Source organism: Streptomyces longisporoflavus (genome assembly GCF_014649775.1).
GTDB classification, from domain to species: Bacteria; Actinomycetota; Actinomycetes; order Streptomycetales; family Streptomycetaceae; genus Streptomyces; species Streptomyces longisporoflavus.
In genome coordinates this window covers 1-20,879 of the sequence record NZ_BMTR01000048.1, presented here as the reverse complement: position 1 = coordinate 20,879, position 20,879 = coordinate 1, and the positions used below count along the sequence as shown (strand labels likewise).

The following is a 20,879-nucleotide window of genomic DNA, read 5'->3' as shown; positions in this document are numbered from 1 at the left end:
CGGTCCGGCCGGAGGGTCAGGGCCGGGGGGTGTCGAAGACGAGGCAGGAGTTGTGGCCTCCGAAGGCGAAGCTGTTGCTGATGGCCGGTCCGGCGGGCAGTTTGCGCGGCCGGGCGGTGACGACGTCCAGGTCGCATTGCGGATCGAGCCGCGTGGTATTCGCGGTCGGCGGCACGATTCCTTCGTGCAGTGACAGGGCGGTGATCACGGCTTCCAGGGCTCCCGCCGCTCCGAGGGAGTGCCCGGTGACCGACTTGCAGGCGGTCACCGGGACGGCGGCGGGGCCGAAGAGGGCGGTGAGGGCGCGTGCTTCGGCCACGTCGTTCAAAGCGGTGCCGGTGCCGTGGGCGTTGATGTGCGTGACGGCGTCGGCGGGGGTGCCGGCGTCAGCGAGCGCCTGCTCCATGCACGCTCGCGCGCCGGTGCCTTCGGGGTGTGGCGCCGTGAGGTGATGGGCGTCGGAGGTGCACCCGTATCCGGTGAGGGTGGCGTAGATGCGCGCACCGCGGCGGCGGGCGTGGTCCAGCCGTTCGAGCACCAGGAATGCCGCGGCCTCGGCGAGCAGGAATCCCTGCCGGTCCGTGTCGAAGGGCCTCAAGGCGCGGGCGGGGTCGTCGCACTGGGTGACCATGGCACCGGACCGTCCGAAGGCGAGCGCGGTCGTCGCGGTCATCGGGCTTTCGTGGCCGCCTGCGACGACGGCGTCGGCGCGCCCGTCCCGGATGATCTGCATCGCCTCGCCCACCGCGTGGCTGCCGGAGGCGCAGGCAGTGGAGAGGGTCAGGGTGGGGCCGGTGGCCTCGAACTTGGCGCTGAGCCAGTGTGCGCCGGCGTTGGGCATGATCCGGGGAACGTACAGCACGTCGGGCTGCCCGACTCCGGACTCCTGGCTGATCACTCCGCCATAGGCGGTGCCGGTGACGACCGCCCTGCGGCCGGCGGGGACATGGAGGCCTCCGGCATCCGCGACGGCGTCCGTCGCGGCGCACACCGCCAACTGCACGGAACGGTCTGTTCGCCGCGCTTCTTTCGCGGTGAGGTAACCCTCCGGTGTGAACCCGGGCATGGGGCATGCGGGGACCACGACGGTGCCTTCGGCATCGAAGGCGTGCATCCTGGCCGCGGAGCGGGAGGTGAGCAGGTTCTCCCACAGTGCGCCGACGCTCGTCCCTGCCCCGCAGCGGACGCCGAGGCCCGTGACCGCGACGGCGTTCTTGTGTGTCATCCGGTGACCGCATCCGAGGTCTGAGCGGTGCGCAGCCTCTCGATGAGTACGGCCACGTCACCGATCGTGCATACCGAGGCGGGGTCGACGCCCTTGACGGACACATCGAAGTGGTCCTCCGAGGCAGCCTGCAGTTCGGTGATGTCCAAGCTGTCGGCTCCGAGGTCGGCCACGAGCCGGGCTTGCGGTACGACGTCCTGCACCGGCACGGACATGATGCTCGCGCACAGGGCCCGCAGCTCATCCCAGTGGTCCAGCTGTTCGGTGTTCACGGTGCTTCCTTTGTTCTGGTGCCGTCATGGGGTGCTGGTCGGTTCGAACCGGTGCGGCCGGCGTGGTGGCCCGGCTCTGCGCTCCGTGCCAGGGTCTCGATCTCCTGTGCGACGGCGTCGGCGAGCCGGTGGGCGCTGCCGGGGAGGAGATGGCACACGGCGGTGAGCGTGCACGCGCTGCGGTTGTGCATCAGCAGGAAGCTGGCACTGCCCGGCCGGCGCAGCGGGGGCAGTCCCGCCATGTGCCGTAGCTCACGGCCTTGGAAGGTGGTCGAGCCGCCACGCCACTTCGCGGTGGTCGTCACGGTCGCCAGGTAGGACGACCTGCTTTCTCTGCCGGTCACCGGTGTGGCCGCCCACGGGGCTATCCGCCGGACGTTCTCGGCCAGGGGGAGCAGCGCGGCGGCGTGGACGGCGGCTCGTTCGGGCACCGCTTGGAGTGCGCTCTGGCAGACCCGCAGGCGGGCCACGGGGTCGTCGAGGCCGAGGGGCAGCGCGACGCGCACGGCTGTGACGACGTTGCCCAGCTCGTCCTGGTTGTCCCGCGTACGCAGGTCGCACGGCACCAGCGTGTACACGGGCCGGGTGGACGGCCAGTACTTCGGGGGGCCGACGTGGGTGCGCAGCGCGCCGGCCACCGCGCTGACCAGCAGCTCGTTCGGTGTGGCGCCGCGTGTGTCCCGGGGGTGCCGGCTCGCGGCACGCAGAGTGGCAACCGGCAGCGTGCGGATGGCGACCGAGGGCGCCGCCTGGTGCGGCGAGGGCGTGGGGAGGGCCTGCCCGGGGACGGTCAGCGCCTTGAGCTCCCTGGCCACAGCTCCGAGCGGGATGCGGGGCCGCGGCACGCGGCTGGTGGTCCGCACAGGATCGGCACCGTCCATCAGGACGCGCATCGCAACGGCGAGGGAGCGCCCGTCCAGCAGCACGTGCTGGGCCACCAGCGCCAGCGCGAAGCCGCCTTCCGATCCGCCCGGGACGAGGAACAACCGCCACAGCGGCACACCTTCGGGCAGCGGACGGTTCACGACGTTCGCCCACAGCTCGTGCAACTCACCGTCCGCGGCCACCACGTGCTCCTGAGGGCAAAACGGCCCCGGGACGCTCCAGCGCGCGCGGCGCCGGCGCGGCGCTCGGCGCCCCTCCTCGCCTGCGCCGGGCGTGAGATGGAGCACCTGGTTCAACCGTCGCAGGGACGTCCAGCGTTCGGCGACCCGCTGCCGGACTTCCTCCAGCGAAGGTTGTGCCCCGGTGAAAACCGCCGCCAGGCCCGTGACACCGGAGCAGCCGTTGCGCAGGAGCATCTCATCGGCGAGGGACAGCCTCATGCGATACGCCGCCTACCTGTCTTTTGTCGGTCATCTTCCCCGGAGTCGGGCACTGTTGCCCGGCGCCTGTCACCCCACGACACAAACTGGAACGAGGCGCAGAGCCCCGGGTTACGAAGGCCGGTCACTGTGCCGGGCGCTGAACTCCGGCACGCTGTGCGCGAGGGCGGCCAGTTCCCGCCCGAAGGCGTCGGCCAGTTCGCGGGCGTGGCCCCCGGGAAGGTCGCCGGTCACGCACAGGGTGAAGACGCGCGCGTAATCCGTGAGTGCCACGCGGACCGCTCCCGGGGTCAGCATCGGCGCCAGGGGAAGCACCCTCTCCAGCAGCGCACCGTCCAGGGACCAGGGCCCGCGAGGCCATCTGATGACGGTGCAGGTCACGGGGGCCCAACTCGGCGAGCCGGCCCGTTTGATGAGCAGGCGAAGCGCCCACGGCCCCATCCGGGAGGCGGCCTCGACCAGGCGCATCGAGGCGTCGGCGTCATGTGCCGGACCAGGGCCCCGCAGCAGGTCACGGCAGGCTCGCAGGCGTTCCCCAGGGCCCACGAGCTGCACGGGCAGGGGAAGCCGCACCACCGAAAGGAGGTTGCCGAGTTCTTCGCCCTGCTCCGGCGTGCGCAGGTCCACGGAAAACATGCCGTAGAGCGGGCGGGCCGCTCCCGGCCAGCGCTCCGGGGTGCCGTGGACGGCGCGCAGAGCGCCCGCGGACGCCGCGAGCACCAGCTCGTTGAGGGTCGCGCCCAGCCCCGGCAGGGCCCGGCGAGCTCCTCGTACCGTGTCCGTGTCCAGGCCGGTCCAGACGAAGTCCCTCTCCGGGCGGGGTGGCCCGGAGGGAAACGGCAGGGCACGCCCGGAACGCAGGGCCTCGAACGGCCGGCCGGCGCCCTCCGTCTGCTTGCCGGACACCCCGCGTGCGGGCGGCACAGCGGCCCGGGGCGTACGTGCGGACCGCACGCCGCCCTGGGCCGAGCCGTCGTGAGCGGTGCCGCCGTCGAGTAGCCCGCTCAGCAGGCGCTCCAGCGATCGTCCGTCCATGAGGGCGTGGTGGGCGGTCAGGATGAGGGCGAACCGGCCCTGCGGTCCCTGGTCCCCTGCGGGGCGGACCAGCAGCAGCCGCCAGGGAGGACGCCCGTCGGGCACCGGCTGGGCGACCAGGCGGGCGAGCAGCCCCGTGAACGCATCCGCACCCGTGCCGTCATGCGGGACCGCGGCGCAGGCCTCGGCGACGTGAGCGCGCAGGTCGATGTCCTCGGTCTGCTGCCAGCGGTGGCGGCGCAGCCAGGAGGGCTGCCCCGGCCTCAGCAGGGTGCGGCGCATCAGCGGAATGCCGCCCCAGCGCTCATGCACGCGCGCGCACAGGTCAGCAAGGGAGGGTGGTTCCCCCACGAACAACAGGGCCATCCCGATGGGGGGTTCGGGACGCGTGCTCCCGCAGAGAAGTTCATCGCGGGGTGACAAGACGACACTATTTTTCATTGTGCGGAGCGTTTTTCATGTTCTGGGCCGCTGTTGCGTTCTGGCGCTGCTCGCTCGGTGTCACGGCGCCGCCACCTCCACACCGGGGGCGCACGAGGCATCGATGGTGGCGGCGATCTGGCTCAGCGTTGTGTCCAGGGTGACCTGGTCGTCGCTGAACCGCAGGCCGGTCTGATTTTCCAGGGCTACGGCGAACTCGACCTGCGCCAGCGAGTCCAGGTCCACGTCCTCCATCGTGGTTTCCGGCGTCAACTCGGCCTCCGCGCAGCCGAACTGGCCGATCAGAACGTTCGCAACAATGCTGTACCCGGTGCCCACCACAAACTCCTCGTAAAGTCACTCGAACCGGCCACTGCCATCAGTGGCGAGCAGCAATCCTCGCCGCATGGCTCGGGACAACTGGCCGATGACACGCATTTCACTCGTACGAGGGCTCCGCCGCGGTTTGGCGCACGACCTCGTACCCATCCTGCTCACCACTCCACCAGCAGCCGGGAGAGCCCGCGGGTGATCAGGCCCTCCTTCCAGGCGAGCGCGTCCGGCGGCCCGGTCGACAGGCGCAAGGACGGAAAATGCCGCAGCAGTCGTGCCAGGACGATCTGCAGTTGGAGCCTGGCGAGCGGCGCGCCGGGGCACCTGTGCGAGCCGTGACCGAACGTCAGGTGGCTGGCGGACCGGCTTTTCTCGTCCCGGTTGCCGTGTATCAGTGACACGACGACGGCCTCGCCCGCGGCCACCGTGACCCCGCCGAGGCGTACCGGTTGCGTCGCTACTCTGGTAAGACTCACCGGGGTTGAGGGTGTGAGCCGCAAAAGCTCCTCCACCGCCGAGGGCAGCAGCTCGGGCCGTCGACGCAGTTGCCGGTATGCGATCGGGTCGGACACCAAGGCGAACGCCGACAGACTGATCTGGCCCGCGGTCGTCTCGTATCCGGCGGTAAGCAACGTCAGGCCCATGGTGATCAGTTCGGCACGTGACAACCTGCCCTCGTCGTGTGCCCGGACCATGGCGGTGAGGAGGTCGTCGCCCGGTTCCCGGCGCCTGCGCTCGACGAGGCCCGTCATGTAGCTCACCAACCGGACACGGTGCCGGGCCCTTTCCTTGCGTGTGCCATGGGTGGAGTCGAACAGCACCTCCACGTGATCACGGAAGCAGTCACTGTCCTGCGCGGGAATTCCCAGCAGGGAGCACAGCACGCCGCGCGACAGCGGCAGGGCCAGACCTTCGCTCAGGTCCGCGGGCGGCCCCGCGGCGATCAGCCGGCCGATGTGGTCGTGGGCCAGCCTCTCGATGGACGGACCCAGAAGCGCTACCCGGCGGCCGGTGAAGGCACCCGTCACCACCCGCCGCAACCGAGCATGGTCGGGGCCGTCCATGCTCACCATCGACTGCGGGGCGGGCTGGACCTCGACCAGCTTCGGCACCCCGGCTCCGACGGCCGCAGCCCGGCTGAATCTGTCGTCCGACAGCACCAGACGCCCAAGGGCGTGGTCACGCACGAGCCACACCTCGTCGCCGGTCGGTGCTCTCACGCGAGCGATGGCTTGCGAAGCATCTGCCAGGAACGCCGGCAACGGCCCGGATTGACTCAACTCGATGCGCAGGGGCGAAGACGCGGGGTTCACGGTCCTCCAGGTAGATCGAACACGTCCACAAAACGTTGTCCTGGCCGATGTCCGGGATCGGTGACGCCGAGGACCCGCAGCCGGGCCGTCCCCGCCGCCTTGTCATCACAGGGGCACGGCGGCAGCAGGAGGAAGAGAGGGAGGCGTTCCGGCACAGACCTGGCGTCGGGCTTCACCAGGGCTCAACGGCCGAGTCTCCTTAAGGTCACCGGCCTACAGGAACGCCCAAAATGGTTTGAATCATGAGCAGATACCTGAAATTACCGGAGGGCCCCTCGGCAGTGGTCGAGCGGGCGGGGTCGTTCTGCCCGGCCGCCGGCCCTGTCCCCATCGTGCGGCGCCCTCAGCAGAGTACGGCCGGTGTCCGTGTCCACGGACAGCATGCCCGCGCTGGCCGTCGTTGGTCCGCTCGCCCTCCCCGGAGGCTCTGACAGGAAGAACTGCAGCCGCTGCGCCCTCGCATCCCCGCACCGGCCTACGGCGTCAACCCACAAGACCACCGGATTCAACGAACTACCCGGTAGAACGGCTCGGACGGCCTCCGTGGACGGCCTCGCCGCAGGGAGTCGCCATGCCAGACCTCCGTCCAGGTGTGTTGATGTGCGCCAGACACTCTGGCAGGGTGCGGACATCAAACGGGGAGGGGCCACATGCTGAAGCAGGTCGCCGAGGGTGTGCTGATCCATCAGAGTGAGTTGCTCGAGAACAACACCGTTGTCGTGCAGGGCAGCGACGGCGTGCTACTCGTAGACGCCGGGATCACCGGCGCCGAAATGACCTGCCTGGCAAACGACCTTCGTGAGCTGGGCCAGCCCGTGGCGGCTGGGTTCTCGACGCATCCTGACTGGGATCACGTGCTCTGGCATGCCGCACTTGGCGAAGTGCCTCGTTACGGCACAGCCCGCTGCGCGGCCTTCATGCGGGATGTGTTGTCGGACGCGGACTGGAAGGCCAGTGTCGCCGAGGGGCTGCCGCCAGAAATCGCCGAGGACACACCGCTGGACTTGTACGGCCTCATCACTGGTCTGACCGCTGAAACCGCGCAGCTTCCTTGGGACGGCCCCAAGGTGCGGATCATTGAGCATACGGCGCATGCCCCGGGCCATGCGGCGCTGTTGATCGAAGAACGCCGGGTTCTCATCGCCGGCGACATGCTCTCCGACGTCTTCGTTCCCATGCTCGACCACACCGATAACCCGATTGAGGACTACCTCGTCGGGCTGGGACTGCTGGAGGGCGTAGCGGACAACGTCGATGTCCTTATCCCCGGACACGGATCCGTCGCCAGGAATGAGGAGGTACGCGCAAGGATCAGACTGGATCGAGCGTACGTGGAGGACTTACGTGACGCCCGGGTTTCCAGCGACCCACGGGTCGTATCGCCCAAACCCGGCTGGGAGTGGGCAAGCGACATTCACGAAGGGCAGGCCCGAAGCCTCGCCCGCGGTCGGTGAGCGCGTGTATGCCCGCGTCGGCAAACCCGCGCGTGGCATCCTGCGCGGCCTGGCGACCGCTACCCGCGCCGAGCAGAGGCGTTGAGGTGATCACCCCGGAACGAGTCCACGACCTCCCGCAAGATCGAGCGGTGCGGCGAGGTGGCCACGTCGACCGCTTCCTGAGCGAACCTGTCCACAGCCCGTCGCGATTCGGCGTGACCTCGTCGGCCAGGGTGCAACGGCAGCACGACCCGCCATTGCGCCTCCGCCATGTCGGAGCCACAGCTCACAGTACGGTCCGGCCCACCCGCCGCGTTGCCGCACCTACGCGCGAGGCAGTCACACGACGGTGGCAGCGAGTTGGACTCCACGCACGCGGGACCGGACGCGAAACACTGCGGCAACAAGGCCTGCTGATACTCGGATGGAATCGCACCCCCGAACTAGCAAGAAGCCCTGCTTCCATGCGTCGGCCCGTCCCCGTTCGACCAGACCATCCACGTGATCGACAAGCGGATGGCTTCTGAGGGACGGGCACAGCCGGACACGGCGGCTCGCCCTGCTCGGCCTCGGCGCGGGCCTCGCCCCCCCTGTGTCCCTCGCAACTGACGCCCGGTCGGGCCTACGGACGGCGCCATGACCGGGGCCCGGCCGGAGGCCCGCCCCGGCCCTCGCCGGCGGCGCCCCGCATGAGTCGCATGACGCCGCCGTGGTACGTGGTCGCGTAGAGAGCCCGCAGAGCGCTCACCCCGGCAGTGTCCCCGTCGCGGCCACCTTCGCATACCAGTGGGCGCTGGCCTTGGGGGTACGGGTGCCGGTCGGGTAGTCGACGTGGACCATGCCGAAACGCTTGCTGTAGCCGTAGCCCCACTCGAAGTTGTCCAGCAGTGACCACAGGAAGTAGCCGCGGATGTCCGCGCCGGCGGACATGGCCCGGTGCACGGCGGCCAGGTGGTCGCGGACGTAGGCGATGCGTTGCGGGTCGTTGACGTTGCCCTCGGGGTCCGCGTAGTCATGGAACGCGGCGCCGTTCTCGGTGATCACCATGGGCAGGCCGGGGTGGTCGCCGCTCAGGCGGAGCAGCAGTTCTTCGAGGCCCGAGGCGTCGATCGTCCAGCCCATGGCCGTCTTGTCGCCGGGCGTGGGGTGGAAGGCGACGCGGTCCGCGCCCACCCAGGGACTGTGCGTGCTGGCGCCGTGGCCGTCGTTGCCGTGCGCCGGGTCGCCCTCGGAGACCAGGGTCGGCGAGTAGTAGTTGACGCCCAGGAAGTCCAGCGGCTGGTGGATCCGTTCCAGGTCGCCGTCCTCGACGAAGGACCAGTCGGTCAGCGGCGCGGTGTCCTTCAGCAGGTCCTCGGGGTACTCGCCGCGCAGCATCGGGCCGGTGAAGACCCGGTTGGCCAGCGCGTCGATGCGCCTGGCGGCGTCCGTGTCCTCGGCCGTGCCGGTCAGCGCCCGCACATGGTGCACGTTGAGCGTCACCGAGACCTCGGCGGTCGGGCGCAGTTGCGAGCGCAGCGCCTGTACGGCCAGACCGTGGCCCAGGTTGAGGTGGTGGGCGGCGCGCAGGGCGGCCACCGGCTCGGTGCGGCCCGGGGCGTGGACGCCCGATCCGTAGCCGAGGAAGGCGCTGCACCAGGGCTCGTTGAGGGTGGTCCAGGTGTCGATGTGGTCACGCAGGCCCTCGGCGGCCAGTTGCGCGTACTGGGCGAAGCGTTCGGCGGTCTCGCGGGCGGGCCAGCCGCCCAGGTCTTCCAGCTCCTGCGGCAGGTCCCAGTGGTAGAGCGTGGCGACCGGCTTGATGCCCTTCTCGCGCAGCGCGTCGGCCAGGCGCCGGTAGAAGTCGAGGCCTCGCTGCAGAGCCGGGCCGCGGCCGGTGGGCTGGATGCGGGGCCAGGCGAGCGAGAAGCGGTACGCCTTGACGCCCAGGCCGGCCATGATGTCGACGTCCTCGGCCCAGCGGTGGTAGTGGTCGCAGGCGATGTCGCCGGTGTCGCCGTTGAGGACCTTGCCGGGGGTGCGCGCGTAGGTGTCCCAGATGGACGGGGTACGGCCGTCCTCCCGGGCGGCTCCCTCGATTTGGTACGAGGCGGTCGCCGTGCCCCACAGGAAGCGGTCGGGGAACGTGAGCGCGGGTGACATAGAGGGCTCCTCCGGGAAGAACAGGCAATGGTGGAAGGGGAGTTGCGGGGCGGTGCAGCGGATCAGCCCTTGACGGCGCCCTGCATGATGCCGCCGACGATCTGCCGACCGAAGACCACGAACATCGCAAGGAGCGGCAGGGTGCCGAGCAGCGCGCCCGCCATGATCAGGGACTGGTCGCGGACGTAACCGGCGCTCAGTTGCGTGAGCGCCACGGGCACGGTCGGGTTGGTCATGTCCAGGGCGATGAACGGCCAGAAGAAGTCGTTCCAGGCGTGGACGAACGTGATCATGAAGATCACGGCCATGGGGGCGCGGGCGATCGGGAGCACGATGGACCAGAAGATGCGCAGCGAGTGCGCGCCGTCGACCCGGCCCGCCTCGACGAGCTCGTCGGGCAGCGACTCGGCGAAGTACTGGCGCATGAAGAACACGCCGACCGCGCTGACCAGCGTCGGGAAGATGACCGACGGCAACTGCTGGCCCCAGCCCAGGTCGCTCATCATCATGAACAGCGGAACCACGCCCAGCTGCGGGGGCACCATCATGGTGCCGATGACGACCATGAGGAGGGCGTTGCGGCCCTTGAAGCGGAGCTTGGCGAAGGCGAATCCGGCCAGGGTCGCAAAAAGCACGGTGGACAGCGAGATGACGCCGGCCACGATCAGCGAGTTCATCATCGCCTTGCCCATGGCGGCCTCGGTCCAGGCCCGGGAGAGGTTGCTGAAGAGGTTGGGTCCCGGCAGGAACGGCGGCGGGGTCTGCGAGATCCGGCTGCTGTCGGTGGAGGCCGCGACCAGCGTCCAGTACAGCGGGAAAAGCGAGACCAGGGCGGTGAATCCGAGCAGGACGTAGGCAAGAGGTCCCGCGTGGTGCTGCTTGCCCGCGCCCTGCCTCAGGCGCCTGCGGCGGGCAGGGACAGGTTGCTCGGCGGCGCTGCGGCCCGCGGCGCCGGTTCGGACCGGAGCGGTGTCGGTGGTCATGGCGTGACTCCCCGGTCAGTGCGTGCGGTTGCGCAGGCGCGAGATGACGCGCTGCAGGACGAAGACGAGGACGAGCAGCAGGAACATCGCCCAGGCCACGGTGGCCGCGCGGCCCATCTGGTAGTTCTTCCAGCCCTCCTCGTAGAGCAGCAGGCCAAGGGTCTGGTACTGGTTGTCGATGCCACCGGTGACGCCGTTGGGGCCCTGGCCGAAGATCAGTGGTTCGCCGAAGAGCTGGGTGGCACCGATCGTCGACAGGACGATGGTGAAGACGATCGTCGCCTTGATGCCGGGGACCGTGACGGTGCGGAACTGCTGCCAGCGGTTGGCCCCGTCGATGGCGGCGGCCTCGTAGCGCTCCAGCGGCACGGCCTGCATGGCGGCCAGATACAGCAGGGCGTTGTAGCCGGTCCAGCGCCAGATGACGATCGCGGAGATGGCGGTCTGGGACGCCCCGGTGGAGTTCTCCCAGTCGATCGGATCGACGCCCACCAGACCCAGACCCCAGTTGATCATGCCGAAGTCGCGCTGGAAAAGCATCGTGAACACGAGCGCGGCGGCGCCGACCGAGGTGGCGTACGGGGTGATGGCGGCGACCCGGAAGAAGGTCGAGGCACGCATCCGGTAGTTGAGCAGATGGGCCAGGCCCAGGGCCATGAGCAGCTGCGGGACGGTGGAGATCACGCCGATGGTGATGGTGTTGCGCAGCGCGTTCCAAAACCGCTCGTCGGCGACCAGTGCCGTGTAGTTGTCCAGGCCCTGCCAGTGCATGACGTCGAAGGTGGACAGCTCGACCTGGTGGAGGGAGATCCAGGCGGTGTAGATCAGCGGATAGAAGCTGAACGCGGCGAAGATGACGAAGAAGGGGGCGATGAACGCGTACGGCGCACCCTTCACGTCGAGGCGGTGCATCAGCGGAACCTTCGAACGGGCCTTGCCAGGACCGTCCGGACGCACGGGCGAGCCGTGTGTCGGGGGTGGCTCGGCGGACGAGCCGAGCTGAGTGGAGGTGGCCACCGGGGTCCTTCCGTGGGGCGGGCGGGGTGAGCGGGGCGGCGGGTGCGGCCGGCGAAGATCCGGCCGCACCCGCGCGGTGCCGTACGCGTCAGCCGACGGCCTTCTTGACGCGCTCGTCGGTGGTCTTCCACGCCTTGGCCGGAGCCGTGCCGTTCTCGACCAGCTGCAGGCCCTGCGAGAAGGCGTCCTTGATGGTGCCGTCCTTGCGGCCGAGCACCTGCTCGGCGGGCACCTCGTTGGCGGCCGCTCCGAAGATCTGGCCGGTCGGCGCGCCGGAGAAGTACTCCGACGTGGCGTTCTTCACCTTCGGGTCCTCCAGTGCGGTCTTGGAAGACGGGAAGTTGCCCAGCTCCTCGAAGAGGTAGGCCTGCTGCTCGGGGGCGGTCAGCCACGCCACGAGCTTCTTGGCCTCGTCCTTCACCGGGCTCTTGTCGGTGACCCCGAGGAAGGATCCGCCCCAGTTGGCGCCCTTGGGGGCCTTGGCGACGTCCCACTTGCCCTTGTTGGCGTCCCCGGCCTTGTCGCTGATGTGCGCGAGCATCCAGGCCGGGCAGACCGTGGTGGCGAAGGTGCCGTTGGCGAGCCCCGGGTCCCAACCGGGCTGGAACTGCGGCAACTTGGCGGTCAGCTTCTTGCGGGCGGCCTCGGACGAAAGGTCCCAGGCCTCTTTGATCGCCGGGTTGGTCTTGTAGATCAGCTCGCCGGACTTGTCGTAGTACTGCTCCGAGTTGCCGTAGACCATGGCGTTGAACAGACCGGACGCCGAGTCCAGATACGAGACCTTCTTGTCCTTGTTGCCCTTGGCGAACTTCTCGCCCGTCTTGACGTACTTGGCCCAGTCCCCCGCCCACAGCTTGCCGACCTGCTCGCGGTCGGTGGGCAGCCCGGCCTGCTCGAACAGGTCCTTGCGATAGCAGACCGCCATCGGGCCGGTGTCGGTGCCCAGGCCGAGAACCTTGCCGTCCTTGGTGGTGATCTGGGCCTGCTTCCACGGCTGGAAGTGCCCGGTGCCCTTGGTGCCCTCGAAGTCGGTGAACTTGTCGGCCTGCGTCTCGGTTATCTCCTTGGCGCGCGCCACCTCGATGCCCTGGATGTCCTTGAGACCGGAGCCGCTGGCGAGATGGGTCTGCAGGGCGGTGTAGTAGGTCTGCTCGTCGCCGGCCGCCTCGACCTTGACGATGACGTTCGGGTGCTCCTTCTCGTACTTCTCGATCAGGCCGGTCTCCTTGAAGCCCATCACGCCGTACAGACCCATGGTGATGGTGACCTTGCCGTCCTTGACGCCACCGCCGGTGGCGCTCCCGCCCCCTCCGCCGCAGCCCGCGAGCAGGGCTCCCGCCGCCGTACAGGCCAGCATGGCTGTCACTCTTGTACGCAGTTTCCGCTCGACCTTGAGCATGAACGTCCTCCCTGAGACGGCGTCGACGCACCCGTGGCGCGGGACGGCCCGGCATGCGGCGGCCCGCGGCAGACATGCCCAAGTTCCCAGCTCAGAGCGGACTTTACGGAGGCCGTCACACATGATTCGCGACCTCTGGCGGATCTGCCGAAGAGTTGGTGGGAACGTGCCCACTGGTTGGAGGAAGACTGGCGCCCCGACAACTCCCGTGTCAAGAAGTCGAATTCAGCTCGTTTCCGCGGCGTTACCGGTGAACACTTCCGGAAGGCGCCGCTCAGCGGGCAGAGTCAGGGCGGCAACTGGCAGAATGCGCAGGCCGGGAGGGTCAAGCACCCGACAGGCAGCCGTGGAGGCGAACGGGAGGATCCGGGACGATGAGCCGCGAGACCACACAAGAGGCGCCGGGCCGGGAGCGCAGCGGAAGCCGGGACCAACGCAAGGGGAGCCGAGAGGCGCAAAGCGACAGCCGGCCACAGACGCCCCGTCCCGAGCACGAAGAGGGCAGGGCGCACGGAGCCCGGCCGACGATCAAGACCGTGGCGGCCCGGGCCGGCGTCGGACGCACCACCGTCTCCCGTGTGGTGAACGGCTCGGAGCTGGTCAGCGAGAAGGCCAGGGAGGCCGTACTCAGCGCCATCGCGGAACTGGGCTACGTCCCCAACTCGGTGGCCCGCGGCCTGGTCACCCGCCGTACCAACGCCGTCGCCCTGGTCATCCCCGAGTCCGAGAGCCGGCTCGGCTCCGAGCCCTACTTCTCGGCGGTGATCCGCGGGGTGAGCGCCGCGCTCGCCGACACACGCACCCAGCTCCAGCTGATGCTCGTCCGCGACCAGGCCGAACGCGACCAGCTCACCCAGTCCGTCGCCGAACGCCGCGTCGACGGCGTCCTGTTGGTCTCGGTGCACGAACACGACGCCCTGCCGGGCCTGTTGGAATCCGCCGGCCTGCCGACCGTCCTCGCGGGCCGCCGCCGCGAGGACGACCCGCTCAGCTACGTCTGCGCCGACAACCGGGGCGGGGCCGCCGCCGCCGTGCGCCACCTCCTGGACCGCGGCCGGCGCCGCATCGCCACCGTCGCGGGCCCCCAGGACATGGAGGTCGGCCGCAGCCGGCTGCAGGGCTGTCAGGAAGCGCTCTCCCGGGCCGGCATACCGGCCCGGGACCACCTGGTCGCCGTCGGGGACTTCACCGAGGAAGGAGCCCGCGCGGCGATGCGTTCGCTACTTGAACGCGCCCCTGACCTGGATGCCGTGTTCGCCGCCTCCGACCTGATGGCCGCGGGCATCCTGCTCGAACTGCGCGCCCGGGGGCGCCGCGTGCCGCAGGACGTCTCGATCGTCGGCTTCGAGGACTCCTACCTCGCCCGTCACACCAACCCGCCGCTCACGACGATCCGCCAGCCCACGCAGGAGATCGGCGCCACGATCGCAAGAACCCTCCTGCGCGAGATCGAGAACCCGGCCCTCCCCCGCACCCGGCTCGTGCTCGACACGGAGCTGGTGGTGCGGGAGTCGTCGTGATCCGAAGGGCGCGGTTCCCGGCTCGTACAAGATTGTCGCAGCCGTTGAGCCGATGAGTTCGGCAGCCCCTGCCCAACGACTGCGAGTGCGTACTGATCGCCCGCCGTCACATCCGGAAACCCGCGGGTCCTCGCACCGCGGCGGCGGCGAGCTCCTTGATCCGGGCGGCGGGCGCGGGCACGCCGGGTGCCTGCTGGGCCCAGGCGACGAATTCCATGGTGGTGAGGCCGGACGGCGGCTGCCCCACGTACGGGATGGCGTACAGAGGGGTGTTCGGTTCGCTGCGCCAGCTGTCGGCCAGTGTGCCCAGGTCCACCGCATCGAAGCCGAGGACATCCAGCAGGTCGGCCACCTCCTTCCTGGCGTCCGGGTCGTCGCCGGAAAGCGGCAGCGCGGTGCGGCCGGGGGCTCCGGCCGGACGGAACAGCTCCGACAACTGCTTGGGGCCGATGTTGTGCAACGCCTTCACCACCCGGGCATCTGCGAGGTGGCGCTGCACCAGCTGGCTGGAGGTCAGCTCGTCGCTGTCGAGTTCCGGTATCGCGAATCCGCTGTGCGGCGCGTAGTTCATCGGGTCGATCACGGTCTTGCCGGCAAGCTCCGTCCGGGGCAACTGCTCGTAGGCGGCCAGCGGCACGGACGCGATGACCAGATCGCCGGCTCTTGCCGCTTCGGCCGGGGTAGCCGCGCGGGCCCGCTGGCCGAGCTCCGAGACGAGCCCGGCCAGCGTTTCGGGGCCGCGTGAGTTGCTCAGGACGACGTTCAGGCCGGCGTCGACGGCGCGGCGGGCGGCCCCGAGTCCGACCATGCCGGTGCCGATGACGCCGAGGGTTGTTGTGCTCACTCTGTTCTCCGTTCGCGTGTGTCCCCGCGTCGCGGTATCCGGCGGGCAGCGCCGCCCCTGCGGGCTCGTACCCATCACAGCGGGAGTGACCTGCGCGAACAATGACCAAAAACGCCCGGCAGCAATCACATCATGTGATAGATCAGGCTGATGGAACTGAGAGCGCTGCAGTACTTCGTGGCCGTGGCCGAGGAGCTGCACTTCGGGCGCGCGGCGCAACGGCTGGGGATAGTGCAGCCGGCGGTCAGCCAGCAGATCGCCCGGCTCGAACGCGAGCTCGGCGTGCGCCTGCTCGACCGCACCTCGCGCCGGGTACGGCTCACCCCGGCCGGCGAACGAGTACTGGCCGCGGCCCGTCGCACCCTCGCCGCGGCGGCCCGGGTGCGGGTGGTTGCCGGAGAATCGGCGGCCGTCCTGCGGATCGGGGTGGCATCCTGCGCCACCCGACGGCTCGAGCGGGCGGTGGGGCGCCTGAGCGACAGCGAACGCCCCGCCGAGCCGAGATTGGTCGACCTGCCGGTGGCCGCGCGACTCGACGCAGTCCGCGACGGAGAGCTGGACCTGGCGCTGGTGCGGGGCGCGCTCACCTCCGCTGCGGTAAGGGTGGTGCGCGCCTGGTCCGAGCCGCTGCACGCGGTGCTCGCGCGTGAACACCCCGCCGCCCGCAAGCCCGCGATCAGCCTGCACGACCTCGACCCCTACGGTCTGCGGCTTCCCGCCCCAGACAGTGACCCGCCGATGCATGACGCGATCCTCGCCGCCCTGCCCATGGCCCCGCTGCGGCCTCCTGCCGGGGACATGCTCAACGTGCTGTTCGAGGTGGGCCGGGACACCGGGGGCTGGACGCTGATGCCGGCCGAGCAGCTCGACGTGTCCCGCTCCGAGCGGTTGCTGCAACTGCCGCTCGACCCTCCGGTGAGCGTCGATGGCCACGTCGTCACCTCACTGGACACGCCAAAGCCCTGCGTGGCGTCGTACGTGGCCGCATTCGCGGATTGAACTTCCGCCTCGGGCGAGTGGCGAGTGCTCCCACCTCACGCGCCGGCGGGCGGGGACCGGCCCGGGGCGCGCGCCTGACCTCCGCTCCGCCGGCGTTGCCCTGCAGCGGCGGACCGCCCGGAGGACGACGCCCTCGCCCCGCATATCCATGGCACAGTCGGACCCAAGGACCAGGCCGCCGCCGGGAGCATGTCTCATCTGCTGCGAGCGGAGGTGCAATTCGTCCAAGAGATGTTCCCCAGGAGGATCTCCGTACTCAAGACTCGTGACTCGAGCCGGAACAGACCCGCCCGCCGGGCAGTGCCGGGGAACTGACCCGGCGGCCAGAACCCCCGGGGGGGGCGCCGAAGTCCCGCAGGCGCGAGGTCAGGGGGCAGTACGCAGCCCCGCCAGCAGCCGGTCGAGCGCCTGCTCCACGGACTGCGCGTCTCCGCCCCGCGCGATCCACAGCGCCGCCTCGTTCATCGCTCCCGAGAGCAGCCGGGCCAGGGGCTCCACGGGCTGCTCCGCGATGATTCCGGCCGCCGCGAGCGAGGTCAGTGCCTCCGCGAGGTGCCGGGCGGACGACTCCTCGTCCAGCGCCCGCCACTCGTCCCAGCCCAGTACGGTCGGGGCGTCGACCAGCAGGATCTGACGCACCGCCGGGTCAGTCCCCGCGGCCAGGAAGGCCCGGCAGCCGGCCCGGAGTTGCTCCCAGAGGTCCTCGTGCCGGTCCGCCTCGGACGCGACCCGCTCGCCCAGTTCGCGCTGGACCTCGCAGACGACGGCCCGGAAGAGGCCCGCCTTGCTGTCGAAGTGGTGATAGGCGGCTCCCTTGGTGACCCCGACGGCCTCGGCCACCTCCGCCAGCACGACGTGGTGGTACCCGTCGGCGGCGAACCTCCGTCGGCCTTCGGCCAGCAGCGCCTGCCGCGTGGCCGCCCGCTGCTCCGCCCGGTTGAGCGCCATCGCGCGCACCGCCCTTTCCATTTCGCATACCCGAGGTATGCTAACCCTCCGGTTCACATACCTAGGGTATGCGAAATGTGAGTGAGAGGACCCTCCGCCATGACGACCGAACCCACCACAGAACCAACCACCGGCCCCACGACCGGCCTCGCGAGCGAACCCACGGCCCCGCCCACGGCCAAACTCGGCGGCTTCTACCCGGTACTCGCCACCCGGGACGTGGCGGCCTCCCGCGACTTCTACACGCGCCACTTCGGGTTCGAAGTGACCTTCGACGCGGACTGGTACGTCAGCCTGCGGCGGCCCGACGCCCCGCAGTACGAACTGGCCCTCCTGGACCACGCACACCCGACCGTCCCCGAGGGACACCGGGGCGCGCTCCAGGGCGGTCTGCTGCTGAACTTCGAGGTCGACGACGTGGACGCCGAGCACCGGCGGCTCGTGGAGGAGGCAGGTCTCGCCGAGATACTGCCCCTGCGCACGGAGGAGTTCGGGCAGCGCCACTTCATCGTGGCCGCCCCCGACGGAGTACTGATCGACGTCATCACCGTCGTCCCGCCCAGCGAGGAGTACGCCGCCCATTATTCTTCCGACGCCTGATCTCCGGGCCTTCCTGCTCGAAGCCCCTCACCGGCACGCGCGATACCGGGCTCAGAATCACGAGGCACGGAGCGCCCGGGCCGCACGTCGGGCCTGGGCTGCGACACCGGGGATGCTCGTGGTGATGAACGAGCCGCCGCCGGCGAGGTCCCCGACCACGTGCAGGCGCGGGTCGGCGGGGACCAGTCCGCCGCCCGGGTGCGGCGTGGCCAGCCCGGCACGGCCCAGGGACTGCACCAAGTGCCGGGCCGCGTCGGGCACCGACTGCGGCGCCGGGTTCACGGCGTTGACGACCACGTCCGCGGTGCGCCCCGCGCCGCGGACGGCGTGCACCTGGAACCGCCCGTTCGCTCGCCCGTTCACCCGCTCGATCGCGCGGACCCCGGGAGCGATGACGAGCTGCCCCGACTCCAGGAGCCGCAGGAGGACCGCCGCGTTCACCGGGACCATCGGCGAGGCCACGCCGACGGCGAGGCGGAAGTGCTGCCGCAGGCGCGCCCGATCGGCGTCGGGCAACAGGCGCCAGGCGTACGGGCCGACGGCGTGTGCCGCTTCCTGCAGCATCCGGCGGCCGATCCGCGGATCGTCAACGGCGGCGAGCTGACGGCGCAGCCGCCGCGCCGGGTCCTCGGCATCGGCGGCCATGAGCTCCGCCGCGAACTCACCGAAGTCCTCCTTGGCATCGGCCAGCTCGGCTCGCAGCAGCCCGACGAGGTCCTCCAGCGTGAGGCTGCCCGCCCGTTGCTCGTACAGCGCCGTGATCCGTTCCGCGGTGAGGTGCCGCGGTCGGCGGTCGACAGGACGCTGCCAGACGTGGGGAAGGAGCCCGCTGCGTGAGAGGAGCGCGATGCGCCCGGTGTGCCCGCGCGCGGCGAGCGACACGACGACGTCCACGGCGGTCAGGCCGCTGCCGATGATCGCCACGTCGTCGGTGGCGCACACGCCGTCGAGCGTGCGGGCCAGCGGATACGGGTCGCCCGTGTAACCCGGGCTCCCGGTCAAGCCGTACGGGTCCGGGGGCGCCCCGCTGCCGACGCACAGCGCCAGATGGGTCGCCGCGTACGCCCGCCCGTCACCGGTGCGCAGCGTGAGCCGGCCGCCGGAGCGGGTGGCCTCGGCGACGCGAGCCGCCTCGACCCGCACCCGCAGGCCCGACTCCTCCAGAGCCGCCGTGGCCTTCTCGGCGGTGTACGCCAGGTAGTCGCCGTAGAGGGCACGCGGCACCAGGGGCTGGCCCAGAAGGGGGTCGAGGTGCGCGGCGCCGCGCTCGCCCAGCCAGGCCGCGTAGTGGCCGAGATCGCCGTGTCGTATGGACATGATGGCGGGCGGCGCGTTCACCAGCACCGCATCCAGGTCGGGCCCGTAGGGGCGCCCACGCCACAGCCGCGGCGACGGCTCGAAGACCGTGATCGTGCCGGGTCCGGAATCCTCCGCGGCGGCGAGCGCGTCCAGCAGGCCGACCGCTGCCGCGCCCCCTCCGATGATCGCGATGTCCATGCTCTCCCTCTCCACTGGCTCCGGTGACCTCGACCTTCGCCGACCCCCGACGCTCGGCCCCATCCCCCGCCTGCGGGCCAGGCGTCCGGCGAGACCCCCTCGAATGAGGGATGGAGGGCCACGCGGGGAGCAGGCAGTCTTGGCGCCGGAGGGATGCACATGACCAATGGAGTCATGACCAACGGAGTGGTGGCGGCCGCTGAACGAGCCGCCGACGCGTACGAGCTGTTCGGCCGGGCCTCGGCCGGCCTTCGGCGGCAGCTGCCGTTCGACGCGGCCGTGTGGACGGCGGCCGATCCGGAGACCGGCCTGATCACCGCGCCGATGCGGGTAGAGAACCTCGGCACGGGTGAGGGCTGCGCCGAGTACTGGCAGAGCGAGCTCCTGGAGGAGAACGTCCTGCCGTTTCGCGAGCTGGCCCGCGCGCCGGTGCCCGCGGCCGGGCTCCGTGCGGCGACCGGTGATCTGCCCGCGCGCAGCTCCCGGTTCCGGCGCCTGCTGCTCGGCCAGGGCGTGCACGACGAACTGCGGGCCGTACTGCGGATCGGTGACCGGCCATGGGGTCTGGTGAGCCTGTTCCGTACCGCGGAGGCGTTCCGTCCGAACGAGGTCACGCTGCTCGCCGGCCTGTCACGACCGCTGGCCGAGCGGCTGCGCACGTTCGCGCGGCCCCGCGAGGTGGAGCCCCGGGCAGGCAGGCCCGGACCCGGCCTCGTCCTGTTCGACGCGTCGGGCGAGGCCACGTCCGTCAACGACGAGGCGCGTCACCTGCTCTCCCTCCTTCCGCAGGGGCCGTCCTTCCCCACGCCGCTGGGCCTGCGGCTGCCCATCTGGGTGATCGGCACGGCGCTGCAGGCGCGGGCGGTCGCCGGCGGTCGTGACCACGGCGCGGCCCGCGTGCGCATCCGGACCGCCGAGGGCCGTTGGCTGACCTGCCACGCGTCCTGCCTCACCGCCGCCGGGGGCCGACCGGGCCCGGTGGCGCTGGTCATCGAGCCCGCGGGCCCCGCCGACCTCGGGGTTCTGGTCGCCGACGCGTACGGCCTGACGTCGCGCGAGCTGCAGATCACCCAGCTCGTCGCCCGCGGCACGACGACCGGCGAGATCGCCTCGACGCTGTTCATCTCCCCGCACACGGTCCGCGATCACCTGAAGGCCGTCTTCACGAAGGCCGGCGTCACCACCCGCGGCGAGCTGACGGCCCGTCTCTTCACCGAGCACTACTGGCCGGTCGCGGAGGCAGGCCGACGCCCAACGGCATGAGTGGTGCTGTGTGCTGCTACCAGAACTAATCGCAGTGCTCCGTCCTTGAGGGCGGGGGTGAAGCGATTTCGAGAAGTGCTCTGACCCGCAGGTCACAGCGGACGATTTCGCTGCTCGATGTACTGCTTCACGATGCTCAATGGTGCTCCGCCCACCGACCCGGCGAAGTAGGAGCCGGACCACAGCTTGTTGGCCCGGTAGTAGTGCCGGACCAGGTCGGGGAACTCCTGGCGGAGCCTGCGGGAGGAGGACACGCCCTTCAGCGAGTTGACCAGCTTGGAGACGGCCACCTTGGGCGGGAAGTTCAC

At 70.5% G+C, this 20,879-nt stretch carries 19 protein-coding genes; 5 read left to right on the top strand and 14 right to left on the bottom strand.

The features are described from left to right. Positions 1–16 precede the first annotated feature (16 nt). From IE226_RS41070 to IE226_RS41045, 6 genes are all read right to left on the bottom strand, one after another. The gene (locus IE226_RS41070) at positions 17–1,225 is read right to left on the bottom strand and encodes a beta-ketoacyl-[acyl-carrier-protein] synthase family protein (protein ID WP_190086629.1); all 1,209 of its coding nucleotides are present in this window, start codon (positions 1,223–1,225) and stop codon (positions 17–19) included. After that, positions 1,222–1,497 (bottom strand): acyl carrier protein, encoded by a 276-nt coding sequence (locus IE226_RS41065; protein ID WP_229871899.1) that lies wholly within the window; start codon positions 1,495–1,497, stop codon positions 1,222–1,224. The genes IE226_RS41070 and IE226_RS41065 overlap by 4 nt, the downstream gene beginning before the upstream one ends. Beyond that, positions 1,494–2,822 (bottom strand): wax ester/triacylglycerol synthase domain-containing protein, encoded by a 1,329-nt coding sequence (locus IE226_RS41060; RefSeq protein ID WP_190086628.1) that lies wholly within the window; start codon positions 2,820–2,822, stop codon positions 1,494–1,496. Before IE226_RS41060 ends, IE226_RS41065 begins: the two co-directional genes overlap by 4 nt. Before the next feature lie 111 nt (positions 2,823–2,933). Next, positions 2,934–4,208 (bottom strand): wax ester/triacylglycerol synthase domain-containing protein, encoded by a 1,275-nt coding sequence (locus IE226_RS41055; RefSeq protein ID WP_190086627.1) that lies wholly within the window; start codon positions 4,206–4,208, stop codon positions 2,934–2,936. Positions 4,209–4,358: 150 nt separating this feature from the next. Then, complete coding sequence (locus IE226_RS41050) at positions 4,359–4,616, bottom strand: acyl carrier protein (RefSeq protein WP_190086626.1); 258 nt, start codon at positions 4,614–4,616, stop codon at positions 4,359–4,361. 155 nt (positions 4,617–4,771) lie between these two features. Then, entirely contained in the window at positions 4,772–5,923 is a 1,152-nt protein-coding gene (locus tag IE226_RS41045) for a cytochrome P450 (protein WP_229871898.1), read from the bottom strand. A gap of 650 nt (positions 5,924–6,573) precedes the next feature. Here IE226_RS41045 and IE226_RS41040 point away from each other — a divergent pair. Further along, entirely contained in the window at positions 6,574–7,377 is an 804-nt protein-coding gene (locus IE226_RS41040) for an MBL fold metallo-hydrolase (RefSeq protein WP_190086625.1), read from the top strand. A 726-nt stretch (positions 7,378–8,103) separates the two neighbouring features. On the opposite strand, the gene IE226_RS41035 is transcribed toward IE226_RS41040, so the two are convergent. The 4 genes from IE226_RS41035 to IE226_RS41020 all read right to left on the bottom strand — a co-directional run bounded on the left by IE226_RS41035 (position 8,104) and on the right by IE226_RS41020 (position 12,858). Further along, positions 8,104–9,501 carry a GH1 family beta-glucosidase gene (locus tag IE226_RS41035; protein ID WP_190086624.1) on the bottom strand — a complete coding sequence of 466 codons (1,398 nt, stop codon included), beginning with the start codon at positions 9,499–9,501 and terminating at the stop codon, positions 8,104–8,106. A gap of 62 nt (positions 9,502–9,563) precedes the next feature. Then, complete coding sequence (locus tag IE226_RS41030; protein ID WP_190086623.1) at positions 9,564–10,484, bottom strand: carbohydrate ABC transporter permease; 921 nt, start codon at positions 10,482–10,484, stop codon at positions 9,564–9,566. A gap of 15 nt (positions 10,485–10,499) precedes the next feature. After that, positions 10,500–11,501 (bottom strand): carbohydrate ABC transporter permease, encoded by a 1,002-nt coding sequence (locus tag IE226_RS41025; protein ID WP_190086622.1) that lies wholly within the window; start codon positions 11,499–11,501, stop codon positions 10,500–10,502. A gap of 88 nt (positions 11,502–11,589) precedes the next feature. Then, a complete protein-coding gene (locus tag IE226_RS41020) occupies positions 11,590–12,858 on the bottom strand; it encodes an ABC transporter substrate-binding protein (RefSeq protein ID WP_229871905.1) in 1,269 nt (422 codons plus the stop codon). Positions 12,859–13,274: 416 nt separating this feature from the next. On the opposite strand from IE226_RS41020, the gene IE226_RS41015 reads away from it, so the two are divergent. Further along, positions 13,275–14,420 (top strand): LacI family DNA-binding transcriptional regulator, encoded by a 1,146-nt coding sequence (locus tag IE226_RS41015; protein WP_190086620.1) that lies wholly within the window; start codon positions 13,275–13,277, stop codon positions 14,418–14,420. 106 nt (positions 14,421–14,526) lie between these two features. On the opposite strand, the gene IE226_RS41010 is transcribed toward IE226_RS41015, so the two are convergent. Then, complete coding sequence (locus tag IE226_RS41010) at positions 14,527–15,264, bottom strand: NADPH-dependent F420 reductase (RefSeq protein ID WP_268251319.1); 738 nt, start codon at positions 15,262–15,264, stop codon at positions 14,527–14,529. Positions 15,265–15,414: 150 nt separating this feature from the next. On the opposite strand from IE226_RS41010, the gene IE226_RS41005 reads away from it, so the two are divergent. Further along, positions 15,415–16,263: a LysR family transcriptional regulator gene (locus IE226_RS41005; protein WP_190086618.1), complete on the top strand. Its 849-nt coding sequence runs from the start codon at positions 15,415–15,417 to the stop codon at positions 16,261–16,263. A 366-nt stretch (positions 16,264–16,629) separates the two neighbouring features. Here the strand turns inward: IE226_RS41005 and IE226_RS41000 are convergent, their stop codons facing one another. Next, the gene (locus tag IE226_RS41000) at positions 16,630–17,232 is read right to left on the bottom strand and encodes a TetR/AcrR family transcriptional regulator (protein WP_229871897.1); all 603 of its coding nucleotides are present in this window, start codon (positions 17,230–17,232) and stop codon (positions 16,630–16,632) included. Between the two features lie 78 nt (positions 17,233–17,310). On the opposite strand from IE226_RS41000, the gene IE226_RS40995 reads away from it, so the two are divergent. After that, complete coding sequence (locus IE226_RS40995; protein ID WP_190086617.1) at positions 17,311–17,811, top strand: VOC family protein; 501 nt, start codon at positions 17,311–17,313, stop codon at positions 17,809–17,811. Positions 17,812–17,868: 57 nt separating this feature from the next. Here the strand turns inward: IE226_RS40995 and IE226_RS40990 are convergent, their stop codons facing one another. After that, the gene (locus IE226_RS40990) at positions 17,869–19,308 is read right to left on the bottom strand and encodes an FAD/NAD(P)-binding protein (protein ID WP_190086616.1); all 1,440 of its coding nucleotides are present in this window, start codon (positions 19,306–19,308) and stop codon (positions 17,869–17,871) included. A 159-nt stretch (positions 19,309–19,467) separates the two neighbouring features. On the opposite strand from IE226_RS40990, the gene IE226_RS40985 reads away from it, so the two are divergent. Beyond that, on the top strand, positions 19,468–20,571 hold the full coding sequence (locus IE226_RS40985; RefSeq protein WP_229871896.1) for a helix-turn-helix domain-containing protein: 1,104 nt from the start codon (positions 19,468–19,470) through the stop codon (positions 20,569–20,571). 92 nt (positions 20,572–20,663) lie between these two features. Here IE226_RS40985 and tnpA read toward each other — a convergent pair. Next, positions 20,664–20,879: IS200/IS605 family transposase (tnpA, locus tag IE226_RS40980; protein WP_190086615.1), on the bottom strand; the 216-nt coding region annotated here is incomplete at its 5' end.